Genomic DNA, 23,597 nt, shown 5'->3' with positions numbered 1-23,597 from the left:
AATTTATCAAAAAGGGATATTCTACTAAATGTCATGCCCGCGAAAACAGGGCGTTGTTACGTGGTTCTAACTTTTCGTCATTGCGAGGAAATTACTAAGTAACTGACGAAGCAATCTCAGAAGTTTGTTATTATTTAATGAGATTGCCATGCAGTATACAACTACTCGCAATGACGATTTAGTAGTATCCATGCAACAATGCCGCAGTACTTGTATGATAATGTAGCCAATTTTTGAAGTTCAACGAGTATATTATAATTGTCTTTGTTCTTGAATTAGCTCAAACACTTCAACTGTGTCTCCTTCTCTAATATCTTCGTAATTTTCAAATGCTATACCACACTCATATCCTTCTCTAACTTCTTTCACTTCATCTTTAACGCGTTTTAAAGTTTTGAGTTTTCCTTCATGAATGACTACATTATCACGTAATAAGCGTACGCCCGCTCCTTTCTTAATAATCCCTTTAGTTACATAGCTACCGGCGACTTTACCGACTTTGGTAATATTAAATATTTGTCTAATTTCTGCGCTTCCGATATACTGCTCTCTAACGATCGGATCAAGCATACCGCTCATAATGGCTTTTATATCATCAATTAAATGATATATTATACTATAATATCGAATATCGACTTTTTCTTTTTCTGCGGCAGTTAAGGCATTTGCCCCTGCTCTAACGTTAAAGCCGACAATAATAGCCGAAGAAACATGTGCAAGAGATACATCGGATTCCGTTATCGGACCTACGCCGCTATGAAGTATACGAAGCTTTATCTCATCACTCGGTAATTTTAATAGGCTACCTGAAATAGCTTCAACCGACCCTTGAACATCACCTTTAATAATTAAAGGTAATTCCTTAATTTTACTATTACCGGAAGCTTTTAAAAACAAATCTTCTAAACTTGAACGCGGTGCAATAGATATTTTTTTTTCTTTAGCAAGACGCATTCTATATTCGGCTATATCTTTTGCTTGTTTCTCATTTTGTACTATGTTAAATTTATCGCCGGCAAAAGGCACTTCATTTAACCCCTGAATTTCTACAGGAACAGACGGAGTTGCTTCTACTATTTCTAGTCCCTTATCATTAGTCATCTTTTTAACTTTACCGTAAGCAGTACCAGCTATTATAATATCACTGTTTCTTAAAGTACCTCGCTGCACTAATATAGTGGTTAGCGTTCCTCTTCCTTGTTCAATTTTTGACTCGATTACAACACCGGCAGCTGAACCGAAAGGATTTGCCTTTAAATCCTGCATTTCTGCAATTAATAAAATTGCTTCTTCAAGTTTATCTAAGTTAATTTTCTTTAGTGCCGAGATAGGAATAATCATAACGTCACCACCTGCCTCTTCGCCGATAATTTCGTGGACATATAATTCGTTCTTTACACGCTCAATATCAATATCAGGCTTATCAATCTTATTAATAGCTACAATTATAGGCACACCTGCTGCTTTCGCATGATTAATTGCCTCAACCGTTTGCGTTTTGATTCCATCATCTGCTGCGACCACTATAATAACTATATCCGTTACTTTAGCACCTCTTGACCGCATTTCCGAAAAAGCTTCATGCCCCGGAGTATCAATAAAAGTAATTGCTCTACCGTCTGCAAGAGTTACTCTATAAGCCCCAATATGTTGTGTAATTCCGCCTAGCTCACCTGCAGCAACATCTGTAGACTTAAGAGCGTCAAGCAATGAGGTTTTACCATGATCGACATGACCCATTACCGTCACAACCGGAGCACGCGTTCTTAAATCCTCAACCTTATCATCACTAATTAAAACATTTTCAACATCTGACTCTTGGACTCTTTTTACCGTATGCCCTAAATTTGTTGCAACTAGTTCTGCCGTATCGGCATCTATTGTTTGGCTAGCATTTGCAAGAATACCGAGTTTCATTAATTCTTTAATTACATCAGCCACTCTTTCAGACATAGCATTTGCAAGATCGCCGACTCCGATAACTTCCGGGATCGTCACTTCTCTATATACTTTCTCAGGTGCTTGTGATACTAATTTACGCTTTTCTTTTTCTCTAGCTCTTTTTATAGAAGCAAGACTTCTAGTTCTACCGCTGCCGCTTTCGTCGTCGCTAAGCATATTGAAAAGATCGGCTTTTTTGAATTTTTTTGGCTCTTCTAGCTTAATTTTTGGTGCTACTATTTTACTATCTGCTGTTTTATCTAATTCTTTCTCTGATTCTATACCATAACGTGTCCGCATTCCTACTAAAGGAGACTTTACAAAAGTTTCTTCTTTCTTTTTAGGTATTTGTGACGGTATATCTTCATCATCTTGAACGATTTTAGCACTAACTTCTACTTTATTTTCTTCGGTATTTTGCTGTTTTTGTTCAACTTCTTTATCAGTTTCTAGCGGTTCTATTTTTGAGTTAGCAGACTGGTTAATACTTGCAAGTTTACTTAAAGTGCTTATTTTTGAAGGGTCATTTAATTGAGATTGCTCAGCAGCTTTTTTCAGAATAGATAAACGTCTGTTAAATTCTTCCTTATTAGCATCAATAACAGTTTGATCTAAGCTATTCCTTTCTTTATTTAATGAAAGGGTAGTAGCACTACCGGTAGAGCTTTTTCTAACTTCTACTAGCGTTTTAGATTTAGCATTAACAAAGCTTTGAGCTCCTGTAAGAGAGTCAAAAGACTTATTAAGCGATAATTTTGAATTGCCAAGTGTCAACTTTTTGGGTTTGATTTCCTGGTTATCCGTCATATTTAAAACCTTTGTGTTTCTGTTTTTTCCGTCTACTACTTGATTATGTCATTCCTAGCTAAAAGCGGCGTTGCTCGCATGGCTCGTGTATGTCATTCCCGCGAAAGCGGGAATCCACTAAAATTTATAAAAAAACTTATTTTTATAGGTTTATTTTTCAAGAATGCCCTAATGACTAAGCTATTTATTCTGGATGCCTGCTTTCGCAGAAATGACATACACCCTACATTCAACCCACTAACTATCCTTCAATTCACCATGCTGTCTAGCAGTTTTGATCAGCAATTTAATATTTTCGTCCGTTATATTAGAATTTGGAGCTAAATTTTTAAATTCATTTACACTCATCTCTCCTAAATCTTCTATGGTCTTTATACCATATTCGGCAAATTGTAATATTAATTCAAGCGATAATTCTAATATATCTATTAATTCTTGCTCAACTCCTAGATCCTCTAGCTTTTTGATAATCTTTTCATTCTTAAGGTCGACGTAATTAATAGCTCGATTTTTAATCTCTACGGCAAGTTCTTCCTCAAAGCCTTCGATTCTTGTTAAAGTACTAATCTCACTACTAGCAATTTGTTCTACTGAATTAAATCCCGTTACTGATAAAAGCTGACCTATAACTTCTTCAACATCTAAAGCTTCCATAAACAATTCCGTAGAAGTTAAGAACTCTTCATTTCTTCTTTTGGATTCTTGCTCTTCGGTCATTATATCGATATTCCAACCTGTAAGCTGAGAAGCTAAACGAACATTCTGCCCTCTTCTACCTATTGCAATACTTTGATTTTCTTGCGAAACTACTACTTCTACCTTATGCCTATCCTCATCAATCAAAATTTTTGTGATTTCCCCAGGTGCAAGCGGTGCAAGAGCATTAACTATAAACTGTGCAAGATCATTACTCCATAATACTATATCAATTTTCTCTCCGTTTAATTCATTTGTTACGGCTTTTACTCTATTACCTCTAATACCTACGCATGAGCCTACGGGATCTATACTACTATCCGAAGCAAATACCGCTATTTTTGCTTTTGAACCAGGATCACGTGCTACTGATTTTATTTGAATAATAGATTCAAGAATTTCAGGCACTTCTAGCTTAAATAGTTTAACTAGCATCTGGTTATCTACTCTAGACAAGAAAATCTGCGGTCCTTTTGTTTCTTGCCTTACATCCTGTACATATGCTTTTATACGATCATTAGGTTTAAAATTCTCACCCTTAATTAATTGATCTTTTTTTATTATTGCTTCAGCACGACTCAAGTCAACTATTATATCACCGTATTCTATTCTCTTAACTATCCCATTTATAATTTCGCCTTTTCTATCTTTAAAGTCATGATATTGTTTTTCACGTTCAGCTTCTATAACACGTTGAGTTATAACTTGTTTTGCAGCTTGAGCCGATACTCTAGCATGATCAATCGGCGGTAAATATTCATATATCTCATCACCGATTTTAGCTTCCGGATTCTTTATTAAAGCTTCTTCAAGTGAGATTTGCGTTAAGTAATCTTCTACATCTTCTACTATTTTTAAGATCCTTAAAAGATTTATCTCACCGGTTTTCCTATTTATCTGAGCTTTAATATTATATTCATTACCGTATTTTTTTCGTCCTGCTGCTTGTACCGCTTGTTCAACCGTTGAAATCAAAATTTCTTTTGATATTCCTTTCTCACGAGCTACAGAATCTATAATTTGTAAAATTTCTACATTACCTATATTAGACATACATTATCTCTTATTGCTTTAGCAATTTTTTAAATACTTCTTCAGTTAAAACTAGATTAGCATTTTTAATTAAATCATAATCAATTAGTATTTCTTGTTCTTCACATTTTAAATATATTTTATTATTTTCGGCTTTAATTATTTTACCCTGATAACGAGTTTTGCCGTTCAATAATTCTTTAAGTTTGATTTTAACTTCTCTTTCTAAAAATCTATTATAATTTTCAAACTTTACTAACGGACGTTCAAGACCGCTTGATGCTACCTCTAAAGAATATGCAGCTTCTATTAAATCTTCAACATCTAGAATAACTGAGATAGTCCTACTTGCTTTAGTACAATCTTCCACAGATATTTTTTCGCCGTTTAAGCTATCAATCAATATCTCGACTACTTTAGGGTTAACACCTTTAAACTTAACAAGAACTAACTCAAACCCCATATCCGTCAAGGATTCTTCTATTACGTTTGTTATTTGTTGTTCAATAGTTTGCATATTTGATATTTATAACAAAAAAGGTGGGATAAACCCACCTACCTATAATTTTTATAATGCTTATCCGTAACGAAAATACACTAATTAGAATATATAAGCAATATTTAACTTTATATTTTTGTAAAACTACATATTCATAAAGGGGCAAATACTCGATAATCCCTCTGGTCCGCTTAGAGATGGATCATAGTCTCCTCCTGATGAACAAAATGCTTCTACATGAATCTGACATAACCCCCATTTTCGCTTCTAATATATGCTGCACATGCTCGTTAAAAGAATGAGGACCACAAATTTCATCAGTTTCACCTTTGAAAAGGCCTAATAAAAATTCTTCAGCTATTCTACCAGTATGATAATGTATATTATCGTTCTCATTAATATTATTATAACTATCTTGAGTATAAAATTTATCATAGTGAATTTCAGTATCGCATATTGCTGCAATATCAGTTAATTTTTTTACAGCTGCATCTAATTGAAATGTATCACTGTTTTTATTTCTAGTAGAGTGAATAATGTGCATAACGGCAGAAAGCTTAACATTTTCTTCATTTGTTATACTATTAATTCTAGAAATAGAACGACTTGCTCCCGACCCGCCGCTGATAAGAACGAGATCTTTATTGTTGTCTATATCTGATTCAATATATGAAGGGTGTACTTTTACCAGCTGATTTTCAGAATCAAATAGATAATTTGTTACAGTTCCATTAGGATTTTTCTTTATTAAGCATTGCTTGTTACCCTCATCTACATTTGATATAAGCTCTTCAGCAACAGGTTGATATAACTCTGAAGGAAGATTATGCCCTACATGTATACCAACAATTTTTGATACCGCCCTTTTAAATGTATGATCATTCTCTAATGCTTGATTGGATCACTTCTAAAAGATCTATTTCATCTGTTTCGCTATATGCACTTAAAACCTTTAGGATACTACTGCCGATAAGATTTAAAAAATTTTTCATTGCATTTGGCTGTATTCCTTTCTCAGGTTTTTCAGTATTAAAACTATTACTATTAAAAAATTCATTTACCACTGCTTCATATTTAGTTGCTAAATTTCCATAAAAATTTAAAGATTTAGTAATATCAAAATTCTTAAATAGCTCAGCAGTTTTTTCTTATTTCTCTCACTATAGTTGTTCTAGACATGATTACTCCTTTTTAAATAATATAACCTTTACTATATAATATACATTTAAAATACATATTATAGTAACTAGACTTATATAGACGTTTTTTATTCAAGGTAAAAATAAATAAAATTTTTATGCAGTTAACAAGTTTTACCGACTACGGATTACGTAGCCTTATATATCTTGCTTCAAAACCGGAAAGAATTTGTAGTGTAAAAGAGATATCAGAGTACCATAATATTTCCCTTAATCATTTGATAAAAGTGATTCATAGATTAGCACAATTAGGATATATTAATAGTAGTAAAGGAAAAGGAGGAGGAATTAAGCTAGCATTTAGCCCTTCTTCCATGAAGTTGGGAGATATAATAGAAAAATTAGAACCTAATATGGATATAGTAGAATGTTTCAATAAAAATACTAATAGCTGCAGAATTACAAATTCATGCCAATTTAAACATTTTATTAAAGAAGCAAGTGAAACATTTATAAAAACATTGAATAATTATACATTAGAAGATGCAATGATTACTAAAACAATTCAAATTAAGGATAAACTATAGAAAAATAACTGTTTTTCTTTTTCCGCATATTAAAAACTCTTGATTCCCCTTAGCTCCTAGTATTGGACTTGCTATTATACCGAATATTTTAAAATTATGCTCTTTCTCAAGCCAATCTTTGATTTTATCGCATACTTTTTGATGTAAGAGAGGATTTTTAATAACTCCTCCCTGCGCTACTTCATGCTTTTCAACCTCAAACTGCGGTTTTATTAAAGCAATAAGCATGCAATCTTCTTTAACTAAATTTAGTGCAGTCGGTAATATAGTAGTTAAACTAATAAAGCTGGCATCGCAAACAATTAAATCAGGCTTCGTTATTATTTGTTTATCGGTTAAATATCGTGCATTAGTCTTCTCAAGCACCTTAATGTGTGGATTGTCGCGTAATTTAGGATGAAGTTCGCCATAACCGACATCTACGGCAAAAATTAATTTTGCTTTACGCTCAAGTAACACTTCCGTAAAACCGCCGGTGCTACTACCGATATCAATACAAACTAAATTTTCGGGATCAATTTTAAAATAATCCAAAGCGGCAATTAATTTTAATGCCCCTCTTGAAACATAATTATGCTGCGGTAGCTTTACCTTAATGTCGGTGTCATTTATATTAACCTGTATCCCAGGCTTAATTAACTGCTCATGCTTATTATGTACTTTACCTTGGATAATCAAACTTCGTGCTATGGTAATATCTGTTACAAAACCTTTTTGCAGCAAATATTCATCAAGCCTTATTTTAGTCATTACTGTTTAAATTTGAATTTAACTTATGTTATAAGGACCCATTAGATAGAAAATATACAATTTGTCTAATTGAAAGTTACAGTTTCAATTAGACATAATATATTTGAGCCATACAATAATGCTGCAACTGAAGGGAACATGGTAATCTAGAAAAATATTCAAACCCTAACCAATATATGTCTTTTCTTACCGGCAGAGAGCTTTATAACATTTTTATCGAGTAAGAAATTAGTGTTAATTATCATATTTTCATCTTCAACTAATCTATCATTTATCTTAGCACCATTCCCTCTTATAAGCTTGCGTGCTTCAGATTTAGAAGTAACAAACCCTGCTTCATGAAATAATTCATATGCACTAATACCTGCTTGTAATACTTCCTGCTCTAAAACAACGGTAGGTAAATTCTCATCGATTTGTCCTTCTTCAAATATCTTTACTGCAGTTTCTAGAGCTGAGTTTGCTGCCTGCTCCGAGTGACAAAGCTTAGTTAGCTCATAAGCAAGCTGTTTTTTAGCTGCATTAATATCTTCTGCTGCTAAACTCTCAAACCTATTAAACTCTTCTTGAGTGAACTCGCTATATAATTTGGCAAATCTAACTATGTCGGCATCTTCGCAGTTACGCCAATATTGGTAATAATCATACGGGCTTAGCAAATCTTCATTAAGCCATGCCGCTCCCGCAGCAGTCTTGCCCATCTTAGCACCGGAGCTAGTCGTAAGTAGCGGTGTCGTCATACCGAATACTTCTTTGCCGCTTATTTTACGAATTAAATCCGCTCCCATTACGATATTGCCCCACTGATCACTACCGCCAAGCTGCAAGCTGCAATTGTAATGCTTGCTTAAATAGTAAAAATCATAGGCTTGCAATAACATATAGTTAAATTCTAAGAAGCTTAAATGCTGCTCACGCTCAAGCCTTAGTTTTACCGAATCCATAGTCAGCATACGGTTTACCGAGAAATAGCTACCGAAATCCCGTAGAAAATCTAGATAATTTAACGAATCTAACCACTCTGCGTTATCCAGCATAATAGCATCACTTTTACCGTCACCGAATTTGATAAACTTCGACAAAGATTTTTTAATACCTTCGGCATTTTTAGCTATATCTTCTTTGCTTAAAATTTTGCGCACTTCGTCTTTCCAAGTAGGATCACCGATTTTACTCGTACCGCCGCCGATAATTACAATAGGCTTATGCCCGTGCTGCTGCAGCAATCGCAGAATCATTATCTGCATTAAACTACCGATGTGGAGTGATGTAGCAGTACAGTCAAAGCCTATATACGCAGCTATTTTTGTTTCTTTCGTTATAGCAGTTAACCGATCCAAATCGGTACATTGATGGAAATATCCTTTATTTATAAACTCTTCTATAAAACGCATATATTATTTCTTATTTTTTAAAAATTCCTTTTTTGCTTTTCTGCTAGGAAATAAAGTGTTAAGGAAAATAGCATCTTTATCACCTTTTATATAAGTACTGCATATACTTGCGCAATCATTCGAACATATAAAATTTTTTGACCTTTATATTTCTCTTGATTATGATGTAATTTAATATCTAATAAATTACCGTCAGCAATCGACTGTATTATTTCTTCAAAGCCTATACCACGCTCATGCAATAACTTAACGTTCTTTTCATGATTATATCTATACTTGGTCATAATAATTTAGAGTTTAGTAGTGTCTGAATGAATTAGCATATTAAGATAGGTCTGATAAGGCAAACCATGCTTAGAAGCTTTAATTTTTATTGCTTCTATATCATGTTCTTCAATCCTAATAGTAACAGATCTTTTTTTACTAAGATGTGCTTTTGCAAATTTTTGAAGCAAAGCTATTTCACTTCTATCATCAATTTTTTGCTGCTTTTCAAAATTATCTTCAATATCTTGTTCGTAAGAATCTAGTTTGATACTCATAATACAAACATTTTCAATGTTATAAATAATGTAAGTACTTTGTCAATACTTGATATATTAGATTATCATGCGAATATTTGTAAAAGCAGCAATATCAACGGCTGCATGGAGATTTTATGTTCATCCTACAGTTGCTATGGGGATTTGTGTTGGAGCAGCTTTTGCATATTCGCCGGAGAACACATTTGAGTTATTAAAAAATACGACTTATACAGGCATAGAAGCAGCAAAATTTGCTTATGAAAATACAGCAGGGATAGTAAACGGAATAGCTGGCTTATCTCATCTTGTGTATGATAACTTACCAAGCTACAGCGAAACTCCTCAAGTGGATCTAGCCGGTAGCATAGAAATTTCATGGGTAAATGCTGTTGCATAACTCTCTAAAATAGCCAATAACTAAAAAAGCTGATTATGTCATTCCTGCAAACCAGGGACGTTGTTGCATAAATCGGCGTCATTCCCGCAAGACATTGTTGCGTGAATCAGTAAAATCCACTGTGTCATACCGTGGTTTGACCACGGTATCCAAAAAAATAACTTAAAACACTGGGGGGGCCCGCTGCTGCAAGAAGACATTGCCTGCGTAGATCGATTCCACCATTGTCACCCCGTACCTGTACCTGCTGGGTCCAATTAAAAATACTAGTATTTTTTTATCATATTTATGAATCCCGTGGTCAAGCCACGGTGTGATAACAGGAAATCGATCCACACAGGCAATGCCCCACGGGAATGACATAGAATAAAAACTGTCCGGTTACCTTACTGATATCTGTTATATTTTATAATAATAAAAATTTTTTTAAATGCATCTTTTTTATTCCTAAAACCCTTTTTCAAAGAGCTACAGGAAAAATTAATATTACCGGCTTGAGCCGTGTCCAGTCCTTCATTTTTTATTTTCTCTATATCCTTACTACTTGGTACTACAACGGCAATATGCCCTGCTCTTTTGGATTAGCATTTTTATATACGGATACAACAAAATATCCTTGATTAGCAAATTTTTGTGCTTGAATAAAACTATCATTACGATTTCCTGCTTTAACAAAATGCCATCCATTCTTCGTCTGTTTCAAGCCACTCAGCTTGCTTGTTTGATAAAGTAGGTATAAATTTCTTTATCGCTTTCAGGATGAGGAAGTAGAGACTGATTTGGCAGCCCCAAGGCCGCACTAGCAGCATACGCAAAACAACTACAATGAGTCAAACGCTTTAGCTTAGGAGAATTATATTTTTCTGTTTCTTCTAATAAAGTTTCTCTCGACTTACAATTTACTACATTACCTTTCTGCTACTTTTCCTCAACATTTAAAGAGTTAATTACTGCTAAATTTTTTTTAGCACTTTCTGATATATTGTCTGCTTGTGCAGTCATATTAATCCAAAGTAAGTAAATTATGATTAATTTTATTTTATTCATTTTTTTCTCATATCATATATACAATATATAATATGATAATTTGACTATTAATTGTAATTTTTTATATTTTATTATTCAGAGAAACATAAGAACACTCTATATTTCTTGACAAATGCTATGCTTTTATATATGCTTCTTCGTATGTTAGCAACAAGAAATAAGGCTTAGAAATAAATACTTCAAACTTAGCACCCGTAGCTCAATTGGATAGAGTATATGACTACGGATCATAAGGTTAGGGGTTCGACTCCTCTCGGGTGCGCCATTTTCAATTTCTTTCACTTTTATGAATGAATCAAACGGTGGACTCAGCATAAAATCAAGCTTTTCAGGTTTAAGTGTTAGGTTAGCAAAAACTAAAGGTGGTAAAAAAACGATGCGGGCAGCATTATATATGGCAACTGTTACGTCTGTAAGATATAATTCTGCAGTTAAACCTTTTTATAAAAAACTTGTAGAAAAAGGAAAAGCCAAAAAGTTAGCTCTTATCTTGACTTCTTAAACACAATTACCTATGTAAAGGCTAAAGAACTTAAATTAGAGTGGTTTTTAATAGCATCTATTAATATTCTTAAATCTTCTATTTTCAGCGAAATAGAATTTAAAGATAAATATTCAAGATAGGTATTATCTGCTAAAGCATCAATAAGAATTTTTATTTTTTCACTATCTAAAGAAGTAGAATTCAGGTTTAAATGTGATATTTGATTTAACTTTACAATTTTACTTAGATTTTTTATATCATCGTTACTAAGGTTGCTGCCATATAAATCAATTTCTTTTACTACAGTATTTTTCTCTAAAGTTTTAATTACAATTGACAAAAAACTACTATCTTCTTCATAAGGTAGCTCTACACGAACAATTTCAGGATCATTATTATTAATTTTCTGCAACAATAAATCATTTCGACTGAGGTCAATTTTTTGTCTTTTGGGAGACTCATCTTTCTTAACATCATCTATGCTAGGTCACAGTGTTTATTCCAAAGGACGTTTTAAATCTTCTCTCGTCTTTAACTCTTGTGCCACTTCTCTCATATTAAACTCTTGTTTTAAATTAATCATATTTTTCTAATTCTGTATTTCTATTTTAGAATTATTAATAAATTACTAAATTTTTCATATTTTTTCAACTTATATTTTATTTTTATGAGATTATACTGATAATCTCTTCTAATATATTTAAGTAATGAAGTTAGATATGGTTTGAGAATAGTACGAAATTTATGTTGCAGTGAATGGAAAATATGGTCTAATTAGCAACGTAAATTGATCTTTCATGATAAGACTCCTATATTACGCACTAATAAGCCAAACATAACTATAAATGTTATTGCCATTACAATTATAATTAAATCATACTCTGACAACAAAAATAATAATTTATTCTGACTTTATACTTTACTAGGAAGCGAAGCTAGATGAGTATTTTTTTAAAAAATTATAAGATATTTATATAAGTTAAAACATAAATTAAATATTCTCAAATGTAATCTAAAGAAAAATTAATATAATTTAATAAACTGTAACTTTTTTAGCCGGTGGCTACACTTCCAATGATGAAATGCCTTTAATTGGGTAGCGGTACCACCATGTATAGTACCGGACAATTTTTAAAAAACCCTCGATGTCATCCCCGCAACAGCAGGGAATGCAGAAAAAAAGCTTAATAAAAAAGGCAAATAACAAAACAGAATGAAGTTGTTTAAATATAAGGTAACCAATAGTTATTAATATATTTAAAGTTAAAAATTATTTTGTTATTGCAATTTTTAATTTTTGCTTTAATTATAATTAACTATTATTAATAACAATAGACTTATTGTATAACTTGTTTCTAAAGGTAATTTGTACGTCAATCTGATGCTCAAATCCTCACGTACTATAGTGTACGCTACAGTTCTGTGCTTCGTGTTTCCTTCAAATGCCTGTTTATTAACTACGTTATGCAATAAGTCTAATAAAAAATAACTTTTTATGGAAGATATAAACTCTTGGAAAGAAAAGTTTGAAGTTTACGTTTATGCTAAGAAACTACTTGATAAACTTGAATATTTAAACACTAAAGAAAAAACCCCGTCGATATAGAAGAAGTTAAAAAAGGCATTTTCTATACTCGTAAATATCACGACTCACAAATGCGTCAGTCAGGCGATCCATATTATTCGCATCCAATCGAAATGGCGATTATGGTAGCAGAGTTTACAGCTTATAAAGAAACAAAATTTTTCACAGCTGATATTATTATTACTAGTTTACTACATGATACTATAGAAGATACTAATCTTAACTAAAGAGATGATAACTGAAATTTTTAATAAAGATATCGCTCACAATGTAGAAACATTAACAAGAATTAAAATTGATACTAAAATTAGTGCTGCAGATACGATCAACTTTTTGTATTGTAGTGCTAAAATAGAATTAATTATTGTAAAACTATTTGATTGTCTTCATAATTTACAAACTTTAGGAGCAAAATCTATAGAAAAACAAATAAAAATTATTAAAGAAACGCTTATTTCATTTTTATCTATTGCTATTACTATAAGCTATAAGCGAGAAAATAAAATTGTTCATCTTTGTTTAAATGCCTTAAGCGCGTTAGAAAATCATTATGATTTTTATTCTAATAATAATTTCCAGCATTTATCTCTAACTTTTAAAAAGTTAGAGATAAATTTTAAAATAATTTATACCAAAACCATAACCCACGAGAACAGGCAAAATTATAATTAATAGCCCCAGTAAGCAAAATAATTTGTTAGGAAAACAACGCCAAAGGATGCCAAAGCATATATTAAAGCACGTGAAATTGCAAAAATAACGCTAGTATATAAAAAACGTTTAAAAACAGGAAAGTTCATACAGAAAATAGCAAATGCTGTAAATCCTGTAGGAGCACAGCCCCCAATAAATGCTTGAAAAATAAATAATTGGTAAGCAGTAGTTATATTATTTAATAAAGTAAGGATAACTAAGGAAAAAAAGCTAAATATAATTAATCTTATTTTAAGGAGTTTTAAAGGATGTATTTTTAAACTAAATAAGTAAAAACTTTTAGTTTAAAAAAACATATAGTGGATATAAGTTCTAATATTCCAACTCCCAAATTTTGCTGTATTACTTGAGAAGCAGTAAAATTAAATTTATCTTTTAAAATACTCCCGCAATAGATATAAATAATACAAAACCATAAAGGTCCGTACATTCAATTAAAAAATAAGCAATTGTAGTTTTTCTGCTAACCTTTTGTTATAAAGCTGGAACCACAAAAAATGCTAAACGCCAGTTTAAACTATAAGAGGTAACTAAGGCTACTATTCCTAGAACAAATTTTGCTCCTAATGTGCCAAACACTCCGATAATAGATACAGCCATGTATCTTGCAGGTAGCTGTATAGTTTCTACTAAATATAATGCTGCACCTAGAATAACTCGACAAGCTGTTACTAACCATACAGCTTTAATTCCTATTGCTTCATATGAGGACAAAGTAGCCATAATTAACAAGATATAGACATTGAAAAAGGTGGTAGTAATAATTGTTGTTTTACGTCCTATAGCGTCTCCTATCCAACCAAATATTAAAAAGCTCTAAAAGGTCTTAATAAATATGTTGAATAAAAAGCAGACGCAGAATAAATAAAAACTACTTTTGGATCAGCCTTTGGAAAAAACAATTCATTGAATACTACTACCATATGTACATAAAGCATAAGGTCAAAATATTCAAGAAATGTACCAACAGATAATAAACCTATTGCTTCTTTTTTATTACGATTTAAGTTACTTTGTTCTTTCTCATAGCCGAGCATAATGTCTTTATAAAAAATTAAATTGTAAAGAAACTTATACTGTTTTATATAAAAGTCAATAGGAAATTTCGCTTTATACGATACATAAGAAAATGAAGTGCAACTTAACTCACTTCATATAATAATGCGTTGATCTTATATGAATATGGCATAACCTCACCGATAGTGGCAAACTAAAACCTATTAAGAACCAAGTTAAATAAAACTTATATCTCAAATATTGTTTGAATAAATAATTAATATATTCAATCAAAGCTACTGGAGTGACAATGATAGCTAAATTAATAAAACGATTTAATTTTGATTGAGGAAAATCAAAATATTTATAAAACAGCCCCCCAGAAATAGTAAAACCGAGTAATCCCCAAAATACCGTCCATACCCAAGCAAGACAATTCACATCAATAATTTTAAGATAAGCTACCATCGGTACGGTTAATAGCCATAAAAACGCTCCAAACATATAAGGGTATTTTTGAATAATCTCTTCTTTGGTTACACTATATATAACAGCAATAACCATTATTCCAATTGTTATAGATGCAATAATATCAACCGGATAATGATAGCCCTTATAAATCAGCGAAAATCCCATACCGGTTAAAATCACTACTATTTATTATTCTTAATCAGGAATATCTAATATTTGCAAAAAACCAACCATAAAATACTACGCCGCTGCTCATATGACCGCTAGGGAAAACAAAACCTTTAATATTTAGAGCAGGATTCAAAGGTATTTCAAATGTATATTTTAACAATATATTTAAAATTGTAGTGAACAGTAATACACAAATAGCTTATGCAAATAGTTGCCTCCTAAATATATTCAATCCGAGTATTATGATAATCTCATAACACTCTTCTTGTCCACATAACAAAAAAATTTTTGTTAAATATTGAAAAAAATATCCTTATTCATTACTTTACTTAATTTTATTTATATATAATTGCAGTTATCATAAATAATAAGCTATAGATATGAAAAATATTTTCCACAAATTTGTATTTACTATTTTCGTATGTTTAATAAATTTACCACTAATTGCTGCAAGCTTTAACGAAAAAATACCTTTATATTTTAAATTAACTAACGAAAATCTGTTAGAAGGACAAAATGCGTTAAAAATATTGACCTTTGCGACTCTAGAATTAAAGAATGGTGTACAAAGCCACAAAGAGAGCTAGGGCTTAACAGAAAAAAATAAATGATTACATATCTATTTCACCTGATATTAAAGGAGAATGGCGATTTGGCTGGTGGTATAACATAAATTTTACTCCAGAAAGCAATTTTGTAGCTCATCAAACTTATAAGATTACTATCGAAGATTATATATTCCCTAATTTTATCGGTTTAAAAAGTAATAATATAAGTTTCACGACTTTACCGCTACTTCCTATTATTAAAGAAATGAATTATCTACAGGATAATATCGATATTTCCAAAAAATTCGTTCAAACTAAAATAGCTTTTAACTATCCTATCGATCCTAAAACTCTAGAGAAAAGAATAGAGTTTATAAAATCTTCAACTAAAGAAAAATTACCGTTTTCTATCAAATTCAATACCAATAATACGGAAGCTACGATTATTACTAATATACCACCGCTTAGTTTCCGTAATTATAAAAGACGGTGTTAAACCTCTACATGGCGGAGAAGTTTTCACATATAAAAATGTAGAAGATCAAAATAATAAGACGCCAAATAACATAAGATATTCTTATAAAGAAAATGTATTAATTCCAAGTCTATCCTCATATTTAAAAATCACTAATAGTACTGCTACAATTGTTAAAGATGATAAACTAAAACCAGAACAGATAATTATAATTACCACAAATACACTGGTTTCGGGTGAGGAAATAAAAAAACATTTAGAGTTATTTTTATTACCGCAGGATAAGCCAGCTTTCTTAGGAGTTGCAGGCAAAAAAAACTATAAATGGCAAAATCCGAAAGAAATAACCGATGATATTCTTAAATCGAGTGAAAAAATAAATTTTGAGCTTTTATCTTCCGTCCCAAGCATTACTACTATGCATAGTTTTAAAGTAGATACGTTTGCCTAAAGAACTTTGCTTGTTAAAGTAAATCAAGGTGTTAAAACATCGGATAATTTAACACTCGGCTCAGATTATTTTCAAATCGTACAAATACCGGGTAACCCTAAAGAAGTTAAGCTAATGTCCGATGGTTCTATTCTTTCATTAGCCAGAGAAAGAAAGCTTCCCGTATATTCACTTGGCATAGATAAATTATATTTAGAAATCGATAAGATTAATCAGCAAGAAGTGAATCATTTAATCAGCCAAACAAATAGATATAATATTTTCCAAAATCCGACTTTTATAAATGAATATACCTTTAATGAGTATAATATTTCCGAGGTATTTCAAGAGGAAGTAATAGTTAACTCTCAAAATTTAAATTTACCTCATTATACCGATTTAGATTTCAGTAAATATTTTAATTTAGAAGAAGTAGGTAGCTATTCCAAGGGGCTATTTCTAGCAAAAGTTTATGCTAAAGACAATAATAACATTATATCTCAAGATAAAAGATTAATTTTAGTTACCGATCTTGGTTTTATAGTAAAAACCGATAAAACCGGGACGCATCATATCTTTGTTTCTTATATCAGTAACGGTAAACCGGCTGGCGGCGTAAAAGCAGATATTATAGGACTTAACGGTGAGGTGTTAGTAAGCAGCACAACCGATAGTAAAGGACATGCCGTTTTATCAAATATAAATGATTTTACAAAAGAAAAAACTCCAGTGGCTTATATATTAACTACTAAGGATGATTTTTCATTTATGCCGTATAGTAGAATTGATAGACAAGTTAATTATTCTCGGTTTGATGTAGCAGGAGCCGTTAGTTCTGATCAAGGGTTAAAAGCTTATTTATTTTCCGATCGTGGCATCTATAGACCAAGCGAGCAAGGTCACATAGGCATTATGCTCAAACAAACCAACTGGCAAGGAAAATTTGACGGCTTACCTTTAGAAATACAAGTAACTAACCCTAGAGGAAAAGTAATAGATAAAAGTAAAATAGCTTTAGATGCAGAAGGATTCGGCGAATATTTATTCTCAACGCTTGATGATTCCTTAACCGGCTTATACAATATAAGCTTATATTTAGTAGGAGATAAAGGCAGCAATAACTATCTTAATAGCGTGTCTGTCAGGGTTGGTGATTTTCAGCCTGACCGCATGAAAATAAACATAAACTTCAATAACTCACAAGATGAGCTATGGACGGATCCAAAAGATCTGAAAGCAACCGTTAATCTCATAAATCTTTACGGCACTCCTGCAGAAAATAGAAAAGTCAGCGGCTTTATTGATATTAGACCTACCGAGTTTTTCGTACCTAGATTTAAAGAATATAAATTTTATAGTAGCAAAGGAAATAAAGAGTTTCTTAACGAACGTTTAGGAGATATTACTACCGACTCTAAAGGTACGGCAAACTTTGACCTTAACCTTGAGAAATATTATAACGCTACTTTTAATCTAACATTTGCAGCAGAAGGATTTGAGCCTGATTCAGGAAGAAGCGTAAACGCAAGCAAATCGCTTATAGTTTCACCTCTGCCTTATATTATAGGATTTAGAAGCGATAGCGATCTAAAATATATTAAGACAAAAACAAACGCGGCAATAGAATTCATAGCCATATCAAATAAAGCAGAAAAAGTAGCTGCACCTAATTTAACTCTTCACTTAAAAAAGATTAATTATGTAAATAACTTAGTAGCAGATAGTAACGGTAATTATTCTTACAGTTCAGTACCTATTGAGACTAATATATCTTCTGACAAAATTAATATCACGGCAAACGAAAGTTATATTTATAAAGTGCCTACTAAAGAAGCAGGCGATTACGTTATTTACTTAACCGATAAAGAAGATACAATCTTTGCCCAAGCTGAATTTTCGGTAATAGGTGAAGGAAATGTTACGGCTAATTTAACAAACAAAGCAAATTTAAAAGTTAAACTTGATAAAGATGATTATAAAGCCGGCGATACTATTCTTTTAAATATTATAACTCCTTATACAGGTTATGGGTTAATTACTATCGAGACCGATAAAGTACATAATTTTGAATGGTTTAAAGCTGATGAAAATAATAGCATTCAAGAAATAAAAATTCCTGACGACTTTGAGGGTAAAGGATATGTAAATGTACAATTTATAAGAGACATAGAAGCTACGGAAATCTTTATATCACCGTTTAGCTATGCAGTAGTACCGTTTACTGCGGGCATTTATAAACATAAACAAGATATTGGATTAACACTTCCTGCAAAAATCAAATCGGGAGAAAAGCTAGCAATTCGTTACCGTACTACAAATCCCGGTAAAATAATAATATTTGCTGTTGATGCAGGGATATTATCATTTGCTGGTTATCAGACTCCCGACCCGCTTAATTACTTTATTAACGATAAAGCCTTGGAAGTCCGGACATCACAAATCATGGATTTAATATTACCTGAGCGTCCTTTATTAATGAAAGCTTATATGGCGGCTCCTGCCGGAGACGGTTTTATAAATGTCGCTCGAAACCTTAATCCGTTTAAAAGAAAAAGCCAACCTCCCGTAGCATTTTGGTCAGGAATTTTAGAAGCGGATCTTGATGAGAGAGAAATCACATTTGATATACCAAGCTATTTTAACGGCACTTTAAGAGTTATAGGGGTAGCCTCAAGCCTTGACTCTATAGGAACTTCCAAAGCTGATTTATTAGTCCAATCCGATCTTATTATCAATCCAAATTTACCTTTATTTGTAGCTCCAAATGATGAATTTACAGTACCGGTCACAATATTTAATAACCTAAAAGATTCAGGAAATGCTCAGGTTTTTCTAAATATTGAAACAAGTGAAGGACTTAAAATATTAGATTATCCTAAAGAGATCCCGATAGACGAAAATAAGGAAGCTACTATTAATGTTAAATTAAAAGCAACTGATCAACTCGGTTCGGCAGATTTAAAGGTTGTGGCTTCTATAAATCACCTAAAGCCGGATATAATATCTATGGCAGTAGTACATAGCTCCATTAACTAGTACTACGAGTGTTCGCTCTGCTAGTCCGAGCGTTACAACAGCTAATACAGGCTTTATTACAAACAACAAGGCTAATTTAAAAATCTTACGGGATATATATCCTAAATTTGCTAAACTGCAAATTTCCGCTTCTAAATCACCGCTAGCCATTATTTCTGGCTTTAAAGATTTCTTAGATAATTATCCTTATGGTTGCACTGAACAATTAATAAGCCAAAATTTTGCCAATATTTTATTATATAATGAACAAGAGCTAGTTCAGATGCTTAAAACTGATCGTAAAAAAATGGATGAATCATTATCAAAAATATTCCAAACTTTATCGGAACGTCAAAATTATGACGGTGGATTTAGATATTGGAACAATTTTAATGACGATTCTGATCCATTTATTTCCGTTTATGCTATGCATTTCTTAAGCGAGGGAGCAACTAGATATTTAGCCGTTCCAAGTGATACATTTAATCAAGGTATTTACTATTTAGAGAATATGGCTAACAGATCAATAAACTCCTTAGATGAAGCAAGAGAAAAGGCATATGCGGTTTATATCCTGACGCAAAACAGCGTTATTACTACAAGCTATATTGCAAATATTTTAAAATATTTAGACGAGTACCATAAAAATACATGGCAAGATGATTTGACTAGCGTTTATTTAGCAGCTAGCTATAAAATGCTGCAAATGAATGAAGAAGCGGAGAAATTATTAGACAGATTTACTCTAAATAAACCTATATCCAAAACAGACTATCAGTATTACAATCCTCTAATAAAATATAGTCAGTATTTATACTTAATTTCTATGCATTTTCCGGAACGGTTAAAAGACTTTGACCCAAAAATTGTACAGGATATCGCTCTTTTTGCTAAAGATAACTATAATAGCCTATCCGCAAGCTATGCTATTATGGCAAGTCTTGCCTATGCCGATAAAATAAATAATGTAGATGAGGCTACTATTAAAGTAACCTCTATCGACTTAACATCCTCAAGTAACGGCTTTTTCTATCAGCTTTTAACTTCAGGCTATGATAAGCACTTAACAGAAAATAAAGAGATAGTTAAAGGCATAGAAATAACAAAAAAATATCTCGATGAAAATAATAAAGAGGTTAGCAAAGTAAAATTAGGTGATAATATTACGGTGGAAATCACCATGCGTTCAGGTAGTAATAAAACCTTGAGCAATATGGTGCTACTTGATTTATTACCGGCAGGCTTCGAGCTTTTACCGGATAACAACCACGTAAATATATTAGAACGCACACAGGAAGTAATGATATGGAAACCGATATATATAAATAATCGTGATGATAGAGTTATGATTTTCGGTACTATTTCTGATCAAAAAATGACGTATCAGTATAAAATCAAAGCAGTTAATAAGGGCATATTCTCTACTCCTGCTATTTACAGTGAAACTATGTACGACCCTCAAACTTACTATCGTGGTGTTATAGGCAATATTATTGTGGAGTAGCGTTACCAGCACGGTATGTTATTCCCGTGAAGCATTGTTGCGTGGACCGGTAAATGCTCTCTATGTCATTCCTGCGAAAGCAGGAATGACATAGTAGGAGTTTATCCCACAATTACTTTCAGCTTCTCTATAGTTTTTGGATCTTTTGCAAGTTCTAAAAATATTTCCTGCTCATAGGCAAGTAGCTCTTCTTCATTTGTTTCATTATGTGTATCAATAATATCTTGAAATTTGCTAAGTACCTTATTTTGTAGATCGTTATATTTTGATGTATCTATTGCTGTGGCTAAATTTATTTTAGGCAAAGTAATTTTATGCGGAATCGGTACTATCTTTTTAGGTAGGTTTAATTTTAAAGCTTCCTCTAAAATATAATGCTTGTTCATATTTACGTGCATATTCTCTACATCATAATCTGCTTTAAAGTAATCGGCTGAACTTGTTTTATTCTTCAATATTGCTGATATTTCTAATTAGTTTAGTTTTATTACCATTACTTCGAGCAAACATTTCGGTAACACCGCCCCACCCGGGTATTAAACCAACACCAAGTTCTACAAACCCTGCGTTAAGTTCTTGATTTCCTATAATAAAGCTTGAGTGCAGTAACAGCTCATATCCAACTCCAAGTGCCACACCAAGACCACAAGCTAATAACATGTACAGAGGAATATTTTAAGTGGAGCATGGTTTGCTGTCCCAGCTTTAGTAAATTCTCTAGATCGTGAAAATTCTTATCTTCAATATAAGAAAGAAGAAGTTTTAAATCAGCACCGGCAGAAAAATTATTTCCTTGCGGATAAATATAAAGATTTTTACCATCATTTTCGGCTTTACTTGCTGCTTCTTGTAGTAAATAAAACACCTCATGATTTAAACAATTCATTTTTGTAGTAATAACAAAAATCAAAACATCTTGATAAAGTATTAATTTTGCTGAGCTATTCTCCAATACTATCTGACTTTCTTGTAAAATATCTTTGTGAGAATTAAATTTTTGTTTATCGATTTTTTGATATTCTTTATTGGCTAAATATTGCGGAAGTGGGATATGCATTAAATCGGCATTTTTAATTACCGCATTCCAACCGTTTTTAGCAGCTATAGTCAATAATTCAAATGGACCATATTTCCAGCTGTAACCCAGCTTCATAGCAGCATCGATATCATAAATATTATCCGTAACCGACAGAACTAGACTTGCTAAATAAACATAAAATTCCGTGATAATTTCAGTAAAAAATTTACCGTAAACCGAATCACTTACAAGAAGCACATCAAGATTAAAATATCTACTTTTTGAACAGAACTATATTATAAGTCGTTTATATTGATAACTTCTTTAATCTTTTTGCCATTTGATACCGATAAACGATAAAATCCACCGTCACCTTTACGTCCAATTAACTGCTTCTTCTATCATCTTATCAAGAACAGGGGTCTTTACATATATTTTATGATAAGCATCATTTGCAGGAAAAGAGGTAAGTAATGAACTTGAAATTAACTTCATTACGTCATACCCGATTAGATCATATAAACCGAAAATTCCGGTACTCGGCAGCCCCAAAAATGTAGTAAATATTTTATCTATAGTAGCACATTAAGATTCTGACTTATCGCTTTACGGGCTACTAATTCAAGTAAAAAACACCCTACTATATTAGCAATAAAACCAGGCGTATCATTACATTTTACTCTAATTTTACCAAGCGTTTTCGTTAAGAACTCTGATACTCTTTCTATTACTTCAGCCTTTATCGTAGGGTCTACAATTAACTCAAGCAGTTCCATATTATCTTGGCAGATTGAAGAAATACGTAATAACGAATCTAGATTTAATATTATCTGGTAAATTCTCTTTGAGTCTTTTAAGCGGTAATGTAGAGGTATTAGAAGCAATAATTGCATCTTCTTTAAGATAAGGAATAATTTTATTATATAATTGGTGTTTGATTTCTAACTTCTTAACAATAACTTCAATCACTAAATCACATTCTTTCATTAAATCTAAATCATATTCTAAATTACCGATGGTAATAAAATTTGCTTTATCAGGAAAAGATAAAGATGGGGGTTTTTGTTTATGCAAACTTTCTTTAGCGGTTTTAACTATTTTATTAGGATCATTGGAATCTTTAGCGATAATATCAAGCAGCACTACTTTATAAGAGGAATTAGCAATTAACGCTGCAATCCCTGAACCCATTACTCCCGCACCGATAATACAAACTTTTTTTATTTCATTTTGTATAAGTTACCTTCTGTGTTACCCCGTTGCTTGACCATGGGATCCAGTTAAAAATACTAAAACTTTTTATTATTTTTTGGATCCCGTGGTCAAGCCAAGAGATGACATCGAGTGTGTTTTTCGATATACACAACCACGTC

The 23,597-nt window shown here is 32.1% G+C and carries 21 protein-coding genes, 1 tRNA gene and 4 pseudogenes; 6 read left to right on the top strand and 20 right to left on the bottom strand.

The features are described from left to right. Window positions 1-252: 252 nt before the first annotated feature. The 5 genes from infB to GCO76_RS00445 all read right to left on the bottom strand — a co-directional run bounded on the left by infB (window position 253) and on the right by GCO76_RS00445 (window position 6,039). The gene (infB, locus tag GCO76_RS00465; RefSeq protein ID WP_410955813.1) at window positions 253-2,748 is read right to left on the bottom strand and encodes a translation initiation factor IF-2; all 2,496 of its coding nucleotides are present in this window, start codon (window positions 2,746-2,748) and stop codon (window positions 253-255) included. Window positions 2,749-2,985: 237 nt separating this feature from the next. After that, window positions 2,986-4,497, bottom strand: a complete 1,512-nt coding sequence (gene nusA / locus GCO76_RS00460) for a transcription termination factor NusA (protein WP_014014462.1) — start codon at window positions 4,495-4,497, stop codon at window positions 2,986-2,988. Between the two features lie 10 nt (window positions 4,498-4,507). Further along, complete coding sequence (gene rimP, locus GCO76_RS00455; RefSeq protein WP_410955812.1) at window positions 4,508-4,993, bottom strand: ribosome maturation factor RimP; 486 nt, start codon at window positions 4,991-4,993, stop codon at window positions 4,508-4,510. A gap of 184 nt (window positions 4,994-5,177) precedes the next feature. Continuing rightward, window positions 5,178-5,519 (bottom strand): ferredoxin reductase domain-containing protein, encoded by a 342-nt coding sequence (locus GCO76_RS00450; protein WP_410955811.1) that lies wholly within the window; start codon window positions 5,517-5,519, stop codon window positions 5,178-5,180. Window positions 5,520-5,853: 334 nt separating this feature from the next. Beyond that, entirely contained in the window at window positions 5,854-6,039 is a 186-nt protein-coding gene (locus GCO76_RS00445; RefSeq protein ID WP_024704592.1) for a hypothetical protein, read from the bottom strand. 233 nt (window positions 6,040-6,272) lie between these two features. Between GCO76_RS00445 and GCO76_RS00440 the strand changes: the two genes are divergently transcribed. Further along, window positions 6,273-6,701: an Rrf2 family transcriptional regulator gene (locus GCO76_RS00440; protein ID WP_410955810.1), complete on the top strand. Its 429-nt coding sequence runs from the start codon at window positions 6,273-6,275 to the stop codon at window positions 6,699-6,701. Here the strand turns inward: GCO76_RS00440 and GCO76_RS00435 are convergent. From GCO76_RS00435 to GCO76_RS00420, 4 genes and pseudogenes are all read right to left on the bottom strand, one after another. Beyond that, the gene (locus GCO76_RS00435; protein ID WP_410955809.1) at window positions 6,696-7,451 is read right to left on the bottom strand and encodes a TlyA family RNA methyltransferase; all 756 of its coding nucleotides are present in this window, start codon (window positions 7,449-7,451) and stop codon (window positions 6,696-6,698) included. The genes GCO76_RS00440 and GCO76_RS00435 overlap by 6 nt on opposite strands. 158 nt (window positions 7,452-7,609) lie before the next feature. Beyond that, entirely contained in the window at window positions 7,610-8,845 is a 1,236-nt protein-coding gene (gene tyrS, locus GCO76_RS00430; RefSeq protein WP_410955808.1) for a tyrosine--tRNA ligase, read from the bottom strand. A gap of 3 nt (window positions 8,846-8,848) precedes the next feature. Continuing rightward, window positions 8,849-9,129, bottom strand: a pseudogene (locus GCO76_RS00425) (hypothetical protein). Between the two features lie 6 nt (window positions 9,130-9,135). Beyond that, window positions 9,136-9,387 carry a CopG family antitoxin gene (locus tag GCO76_RS00420; protein WP_103897063.1) on the bottom strand — a complete coding sequence of 84 codons (252 nt, stop codon included), beginning with the start codon at window positions 9,385-9,387 and terminating at the stop codon, window positions 9,136-9,138. A 67-nt stretch (window positions 9,388-9,454) separates the two neighbouring features. Here GCO76_RS00420 and GCO76_RS00415 point away from each other — a divergent pair, with 67 nt between their 5' ends. Then, window positions 9,455-9,766: a hypothetical protein gene (locus GCO76_RS00415; protein WP_410955807.1), complete on the top strand. Its 312-nt coding sequence runs from the start codon at window positions 9,455-9,457 to the stop codon at window positions 9,764-9,766. Between the two features lie 550 nt (window positions 9,767-10,316). Here GCO76_RS00415 and GCO76_RS00410 read toward each other — a convergent pair. After that, a complete protein-coding gene (locus GCO76_RS00410; protein WP_410955806.1) occupies window positions 10,317-10,469 on the bottom strand; it encodes a hypothetical protein in 153 nt (50 codons plus the stop codon). A gap of 532 nt (window positions 10,470-11,001) precedes the next feature. Here GCO76_RS00410 and GCO76_RS00405 point away from each other — a divergent pair. Both GCO76_RS00405 and GCO76_RS00400 read left to right on the top strand, forming a co-directional pair. Continuing rightward, window positions 11,002-11,078 (top strand) — tRNA-Arg (locus tag GCO76_RS00405). 21 nt (window positions 11,079-11,099) lie between these two features. After that, complete coding sequence (locus GCO76_RS00400) at window positions 11,100-11,315, top strand: transposase (RefSeq protein ID WP_410955805.1); 216 nt, start codon at window positions 11,100-11,102, stop codon at window positions 11,313-11,315. A gap of 19 nt (window positions 11,316-11,334) precedes the next feature. Here GCO76_RS00400 and GCO76_RS00395 read toward each other — a convergent pair. Next, a pseudogene (locus tag GCO76_RS00395) lies at window positions 11,335-11,778 on the bottom strand (hypothetical protein); the annotation flags it as partial. Between the two features lie 1,014 nt (window positions 11,779-12,792). Between GCO76_RS00395 and GCO76_RS00390 the strand changes: the two are divergent. Then, window positions 12,793-13,554: pseudogene (locus tag GCO76_RS00390) on the top strand (HD domain-containing protein). Window positions 13,555-14,070: 516 nt separating this feature from the next. On the opposite strand, the gene GCO76_RS00385 reads toward GCO76_RS00390, so the two are convergent. The 3 genes from GCO76_RS00385 to GCO76_RS00375 form a co-directional block, all read right to left on the bottom strand. Then, window positions 14,071-14,319, bottom strand: coding sequence for a proline/betaine transporter (locus tag GCO76_RS00385; protein ID WP_410955804.1), 249 nt, complete (start codon window positions 14,317-14,319; stop codon window positions 14,071-14,073). A gap of 83 nt (window positions 14,320-14,402) precedes the next feature. Further along, window positions 14,403-14,633: a hypothetical protein gene (locus GCO76_RS00380; protein ID WP_410955803.1), complete on the bottom strand. Its 231-nt coding sequence runs from the start codon at window positions 14,631-14,633 to the stop codon at window positions 14,403-14,405. Window positions 14,634-14,742: 109 nt separating this feature from the next. Further along, window positions 14,743-15,243, bottom strand: coding sequence for a phosphatase PAP2 family protein (locus GCO76_RS00375; protein WP_410955802.1), 501 nt, complete (start codon window positions 15,241-15,243; stop codon window positions 14,743-14,745). A gap of 371 nt (window positions 15,244-15,614) precedes the next feature. Here GCO76_RS00375 and GCO76_RS00370 point away from each other — a divergent pair. Next, window positions 15,615-21,206, top strand: a pseudogene (locus tag GCO76_RS00370) (alpha-2-macroglobulin family protein). A gap of 101 nt (window positions 21,207-21,307) precedes the next feature. On the opposite strand, the gene GCO76_RS00365 reads toward GCO76_RS00370, so the two are convergent. The 6 genes from GCO76_RS00365 to GCO76_RS00340 form a co-directional block, all read right to left on the bottom strand. Further along, entirely contained in the window at window positions 21,308-21,661 is a 354-nt protein-coding gene (locus GCO76_RS00365; RefSeq protein ID WP_410955801.1) for a hypothetical protein, read from the bottom strand. Beyond that, the gene (locus GCO76_RS00360) at window positions 21,651-21,842 is read right to left on the bottom strand and encodes an enoyl-CoA hydratase/isomerase family protein (RefSeq protein WP_410955800.1); all 192 of its coding nucleotides are present in this window, start codon (window positions 21,840-21,842) and stop codon (window positions 21,651-21,653) included. Before GCO76_RS00360 ends, GCO76_RS00365 begins: the two co-directional genes overlap by 11 nt. Beyond that, the gene (locus GCO76_RS00355) at window positions 21,820-22,482 is read right to left on the bottom strand and encodes a hypothetical protein (RefSeq protein ID WP_410955799.1); all 663 of its coding nucleotides are present in this window, start codon (window positions 22,480-22,482) and stop codon (window positions 21,820-21,822) included. The genes GCO76_RS00360 and GCO76_RS00355 overlap by 23 nt, the downstream gene beginning before the upstream one ends. Window positions 22,483-22,599: 117 nt before the next feature. Then, window positions 22,600-22,776: a hypothetical protein gene (locus tag GCO76_RS00350; protein ID WP_410955798.1), complete on the bottom strand. Its 177-nt coding sequence runs from the start codon at window positions 22,774-22,776 to the stop codon at window positions 22,600-22,602. A gap of 20 nt (window positions 22,777-22,796) precedes the next feature. Next, window positions 22,797-23,000 (bottom strand): hypothetical protein, encoded by a 204-nt coding sequence (locus tag GCO76_RS00345; protein WP_410955797.1) that lies wholly within the window; start codon window positions 22,998-23,000, stop codon window positions 22,797-22,799. A gap of 1 nt (window position 23,001) precedes the next feature. Beyond that, window positions 23,002-23,460 (bottom strand): 3-hydroxyacyl-CoA dehydrogenase family protein, encoded by a 459-nt coding sequence (locus GCO76_RS00340; RefSeq protein ID WP_410956433.1) that lies wholly within the window; start codon window positions 23,458-23,460, stop codon window positions 23,002-23,004. Window positions 23,461-23,597: the final 137 nt, after the last annotated feature.

Origin of the sequence: Rickettsia koreansis, assembly GCF_046532895.1 — a bacterium.
In the GTDB taxonomy this organism is placed as follows: domain Bacteria; phylum Pseudomonadota; class Alphaproteobacteria; order Rickettsiales; family Rickettsiaceae; genus Rickettsia; species Rickettsia rickettsii.
The sequence above is the reverse complement of the archived record's forward strand: the minus strand, read 5'-3'. Positions and strand labels throughout refer to the sequence as shown.

What these genes read in the sequence shown, in the direction of transcription:
- GCO76_RS00435 (WP_410955809.1), bottom strand. Translation starts at nt 7,451, where the DNA reads ATGACTAAAATAAGGCTTGATGAATATTTGCTGCAAAAAGGTTTTGTA.
- nusA (WP_014014462.1), bottom strand. Translation starts at nt 4,497, where the DNA reads ATGTCTAATATAGGTAATGTAGAAATTTTACAAATTATAGATTCTGTA.
- GCO76_RS00400 (WP_410955805.1), top strand. Translation starts at nt 11,100, where the DNA reads ATGAATGAATCAAACGGTGGACTCAGCATAAAATCAAGCTTTTCAGGT.
- GCO76_RS00380 (WP_410955803.1), bottom strand. Translation starts at nt 14,633, where the DNA reads ATGCTCGGCTATGAGAAAGAACAAAGTAACTTAAATCGTAATAAAAAA.
- infB (WP_410955813.1), bottom strand. Translation starts at nt 2,748, where the DNA reads ATGACGGATAACCAGGAAATCAAACCCAAAAAGTTGACACTTGGCAAT.
- GCO76_RS00345 (WP_410955797.1), bottom strand. Translation starts at nt 23,000, where the DNA reads ATGGAACTGCTTGAGTTAATTGTAGACCCTACGATAAAGGCTGAAGTA.
- rimP (WP_410955812.1), bottom strand. Translation starts at nt 4,993, where the DNA reads ATGCAAACTATTGAACAACAAATAACAAACGTAATAGAAGAATCCTTG.
- GCO76_RS00450 (WP_410955811.1), bottom strand. Translation starts at nt 5,519, where the DNA reads ATGCACATTATTCACTCTACTAGAAATAAAAACAGTGATACATTTCAA.
- GCO76_RS00415 (WP_410955807.1), top strand. Translation starts at nt 9,455, where the DNA reads ATGCGAATATTTGTAAAAGCAGCAATATCAACGGCTGCATGGAGATTT.
- GCO76_RS00385 (WP_410955804.1), bottom strand. Translation starts at nt 14,319, where the DNA reads ATGGCTACTTTGTCCTCATATGAAGCAATAGGAATTAAAGCTGTATGG.
- tyrS (WP_410955808.1), bottom strand. Translation starts at nt 8,845, where the DNA reads ATGCGTTTTATAGAAGAGTTTATAAATAAAGGATATTTCCATCAATGT.
- GCO76_RS00420 (WP_103897063.1), bottom strand. Translation starts at nt 9,387, where the DNA reads ATGAGTATCAAACTAGATTCTTACGAACAAGATATTGAAGATAATTTT.
- GCO76_RS00440 (WP_410955810.1), top strand. Translation starts at nt 6,273, where the DNA reads ATGCAGTTAACAAGTTTTACCGACTACGGATTACGTAGCCTTATATAT.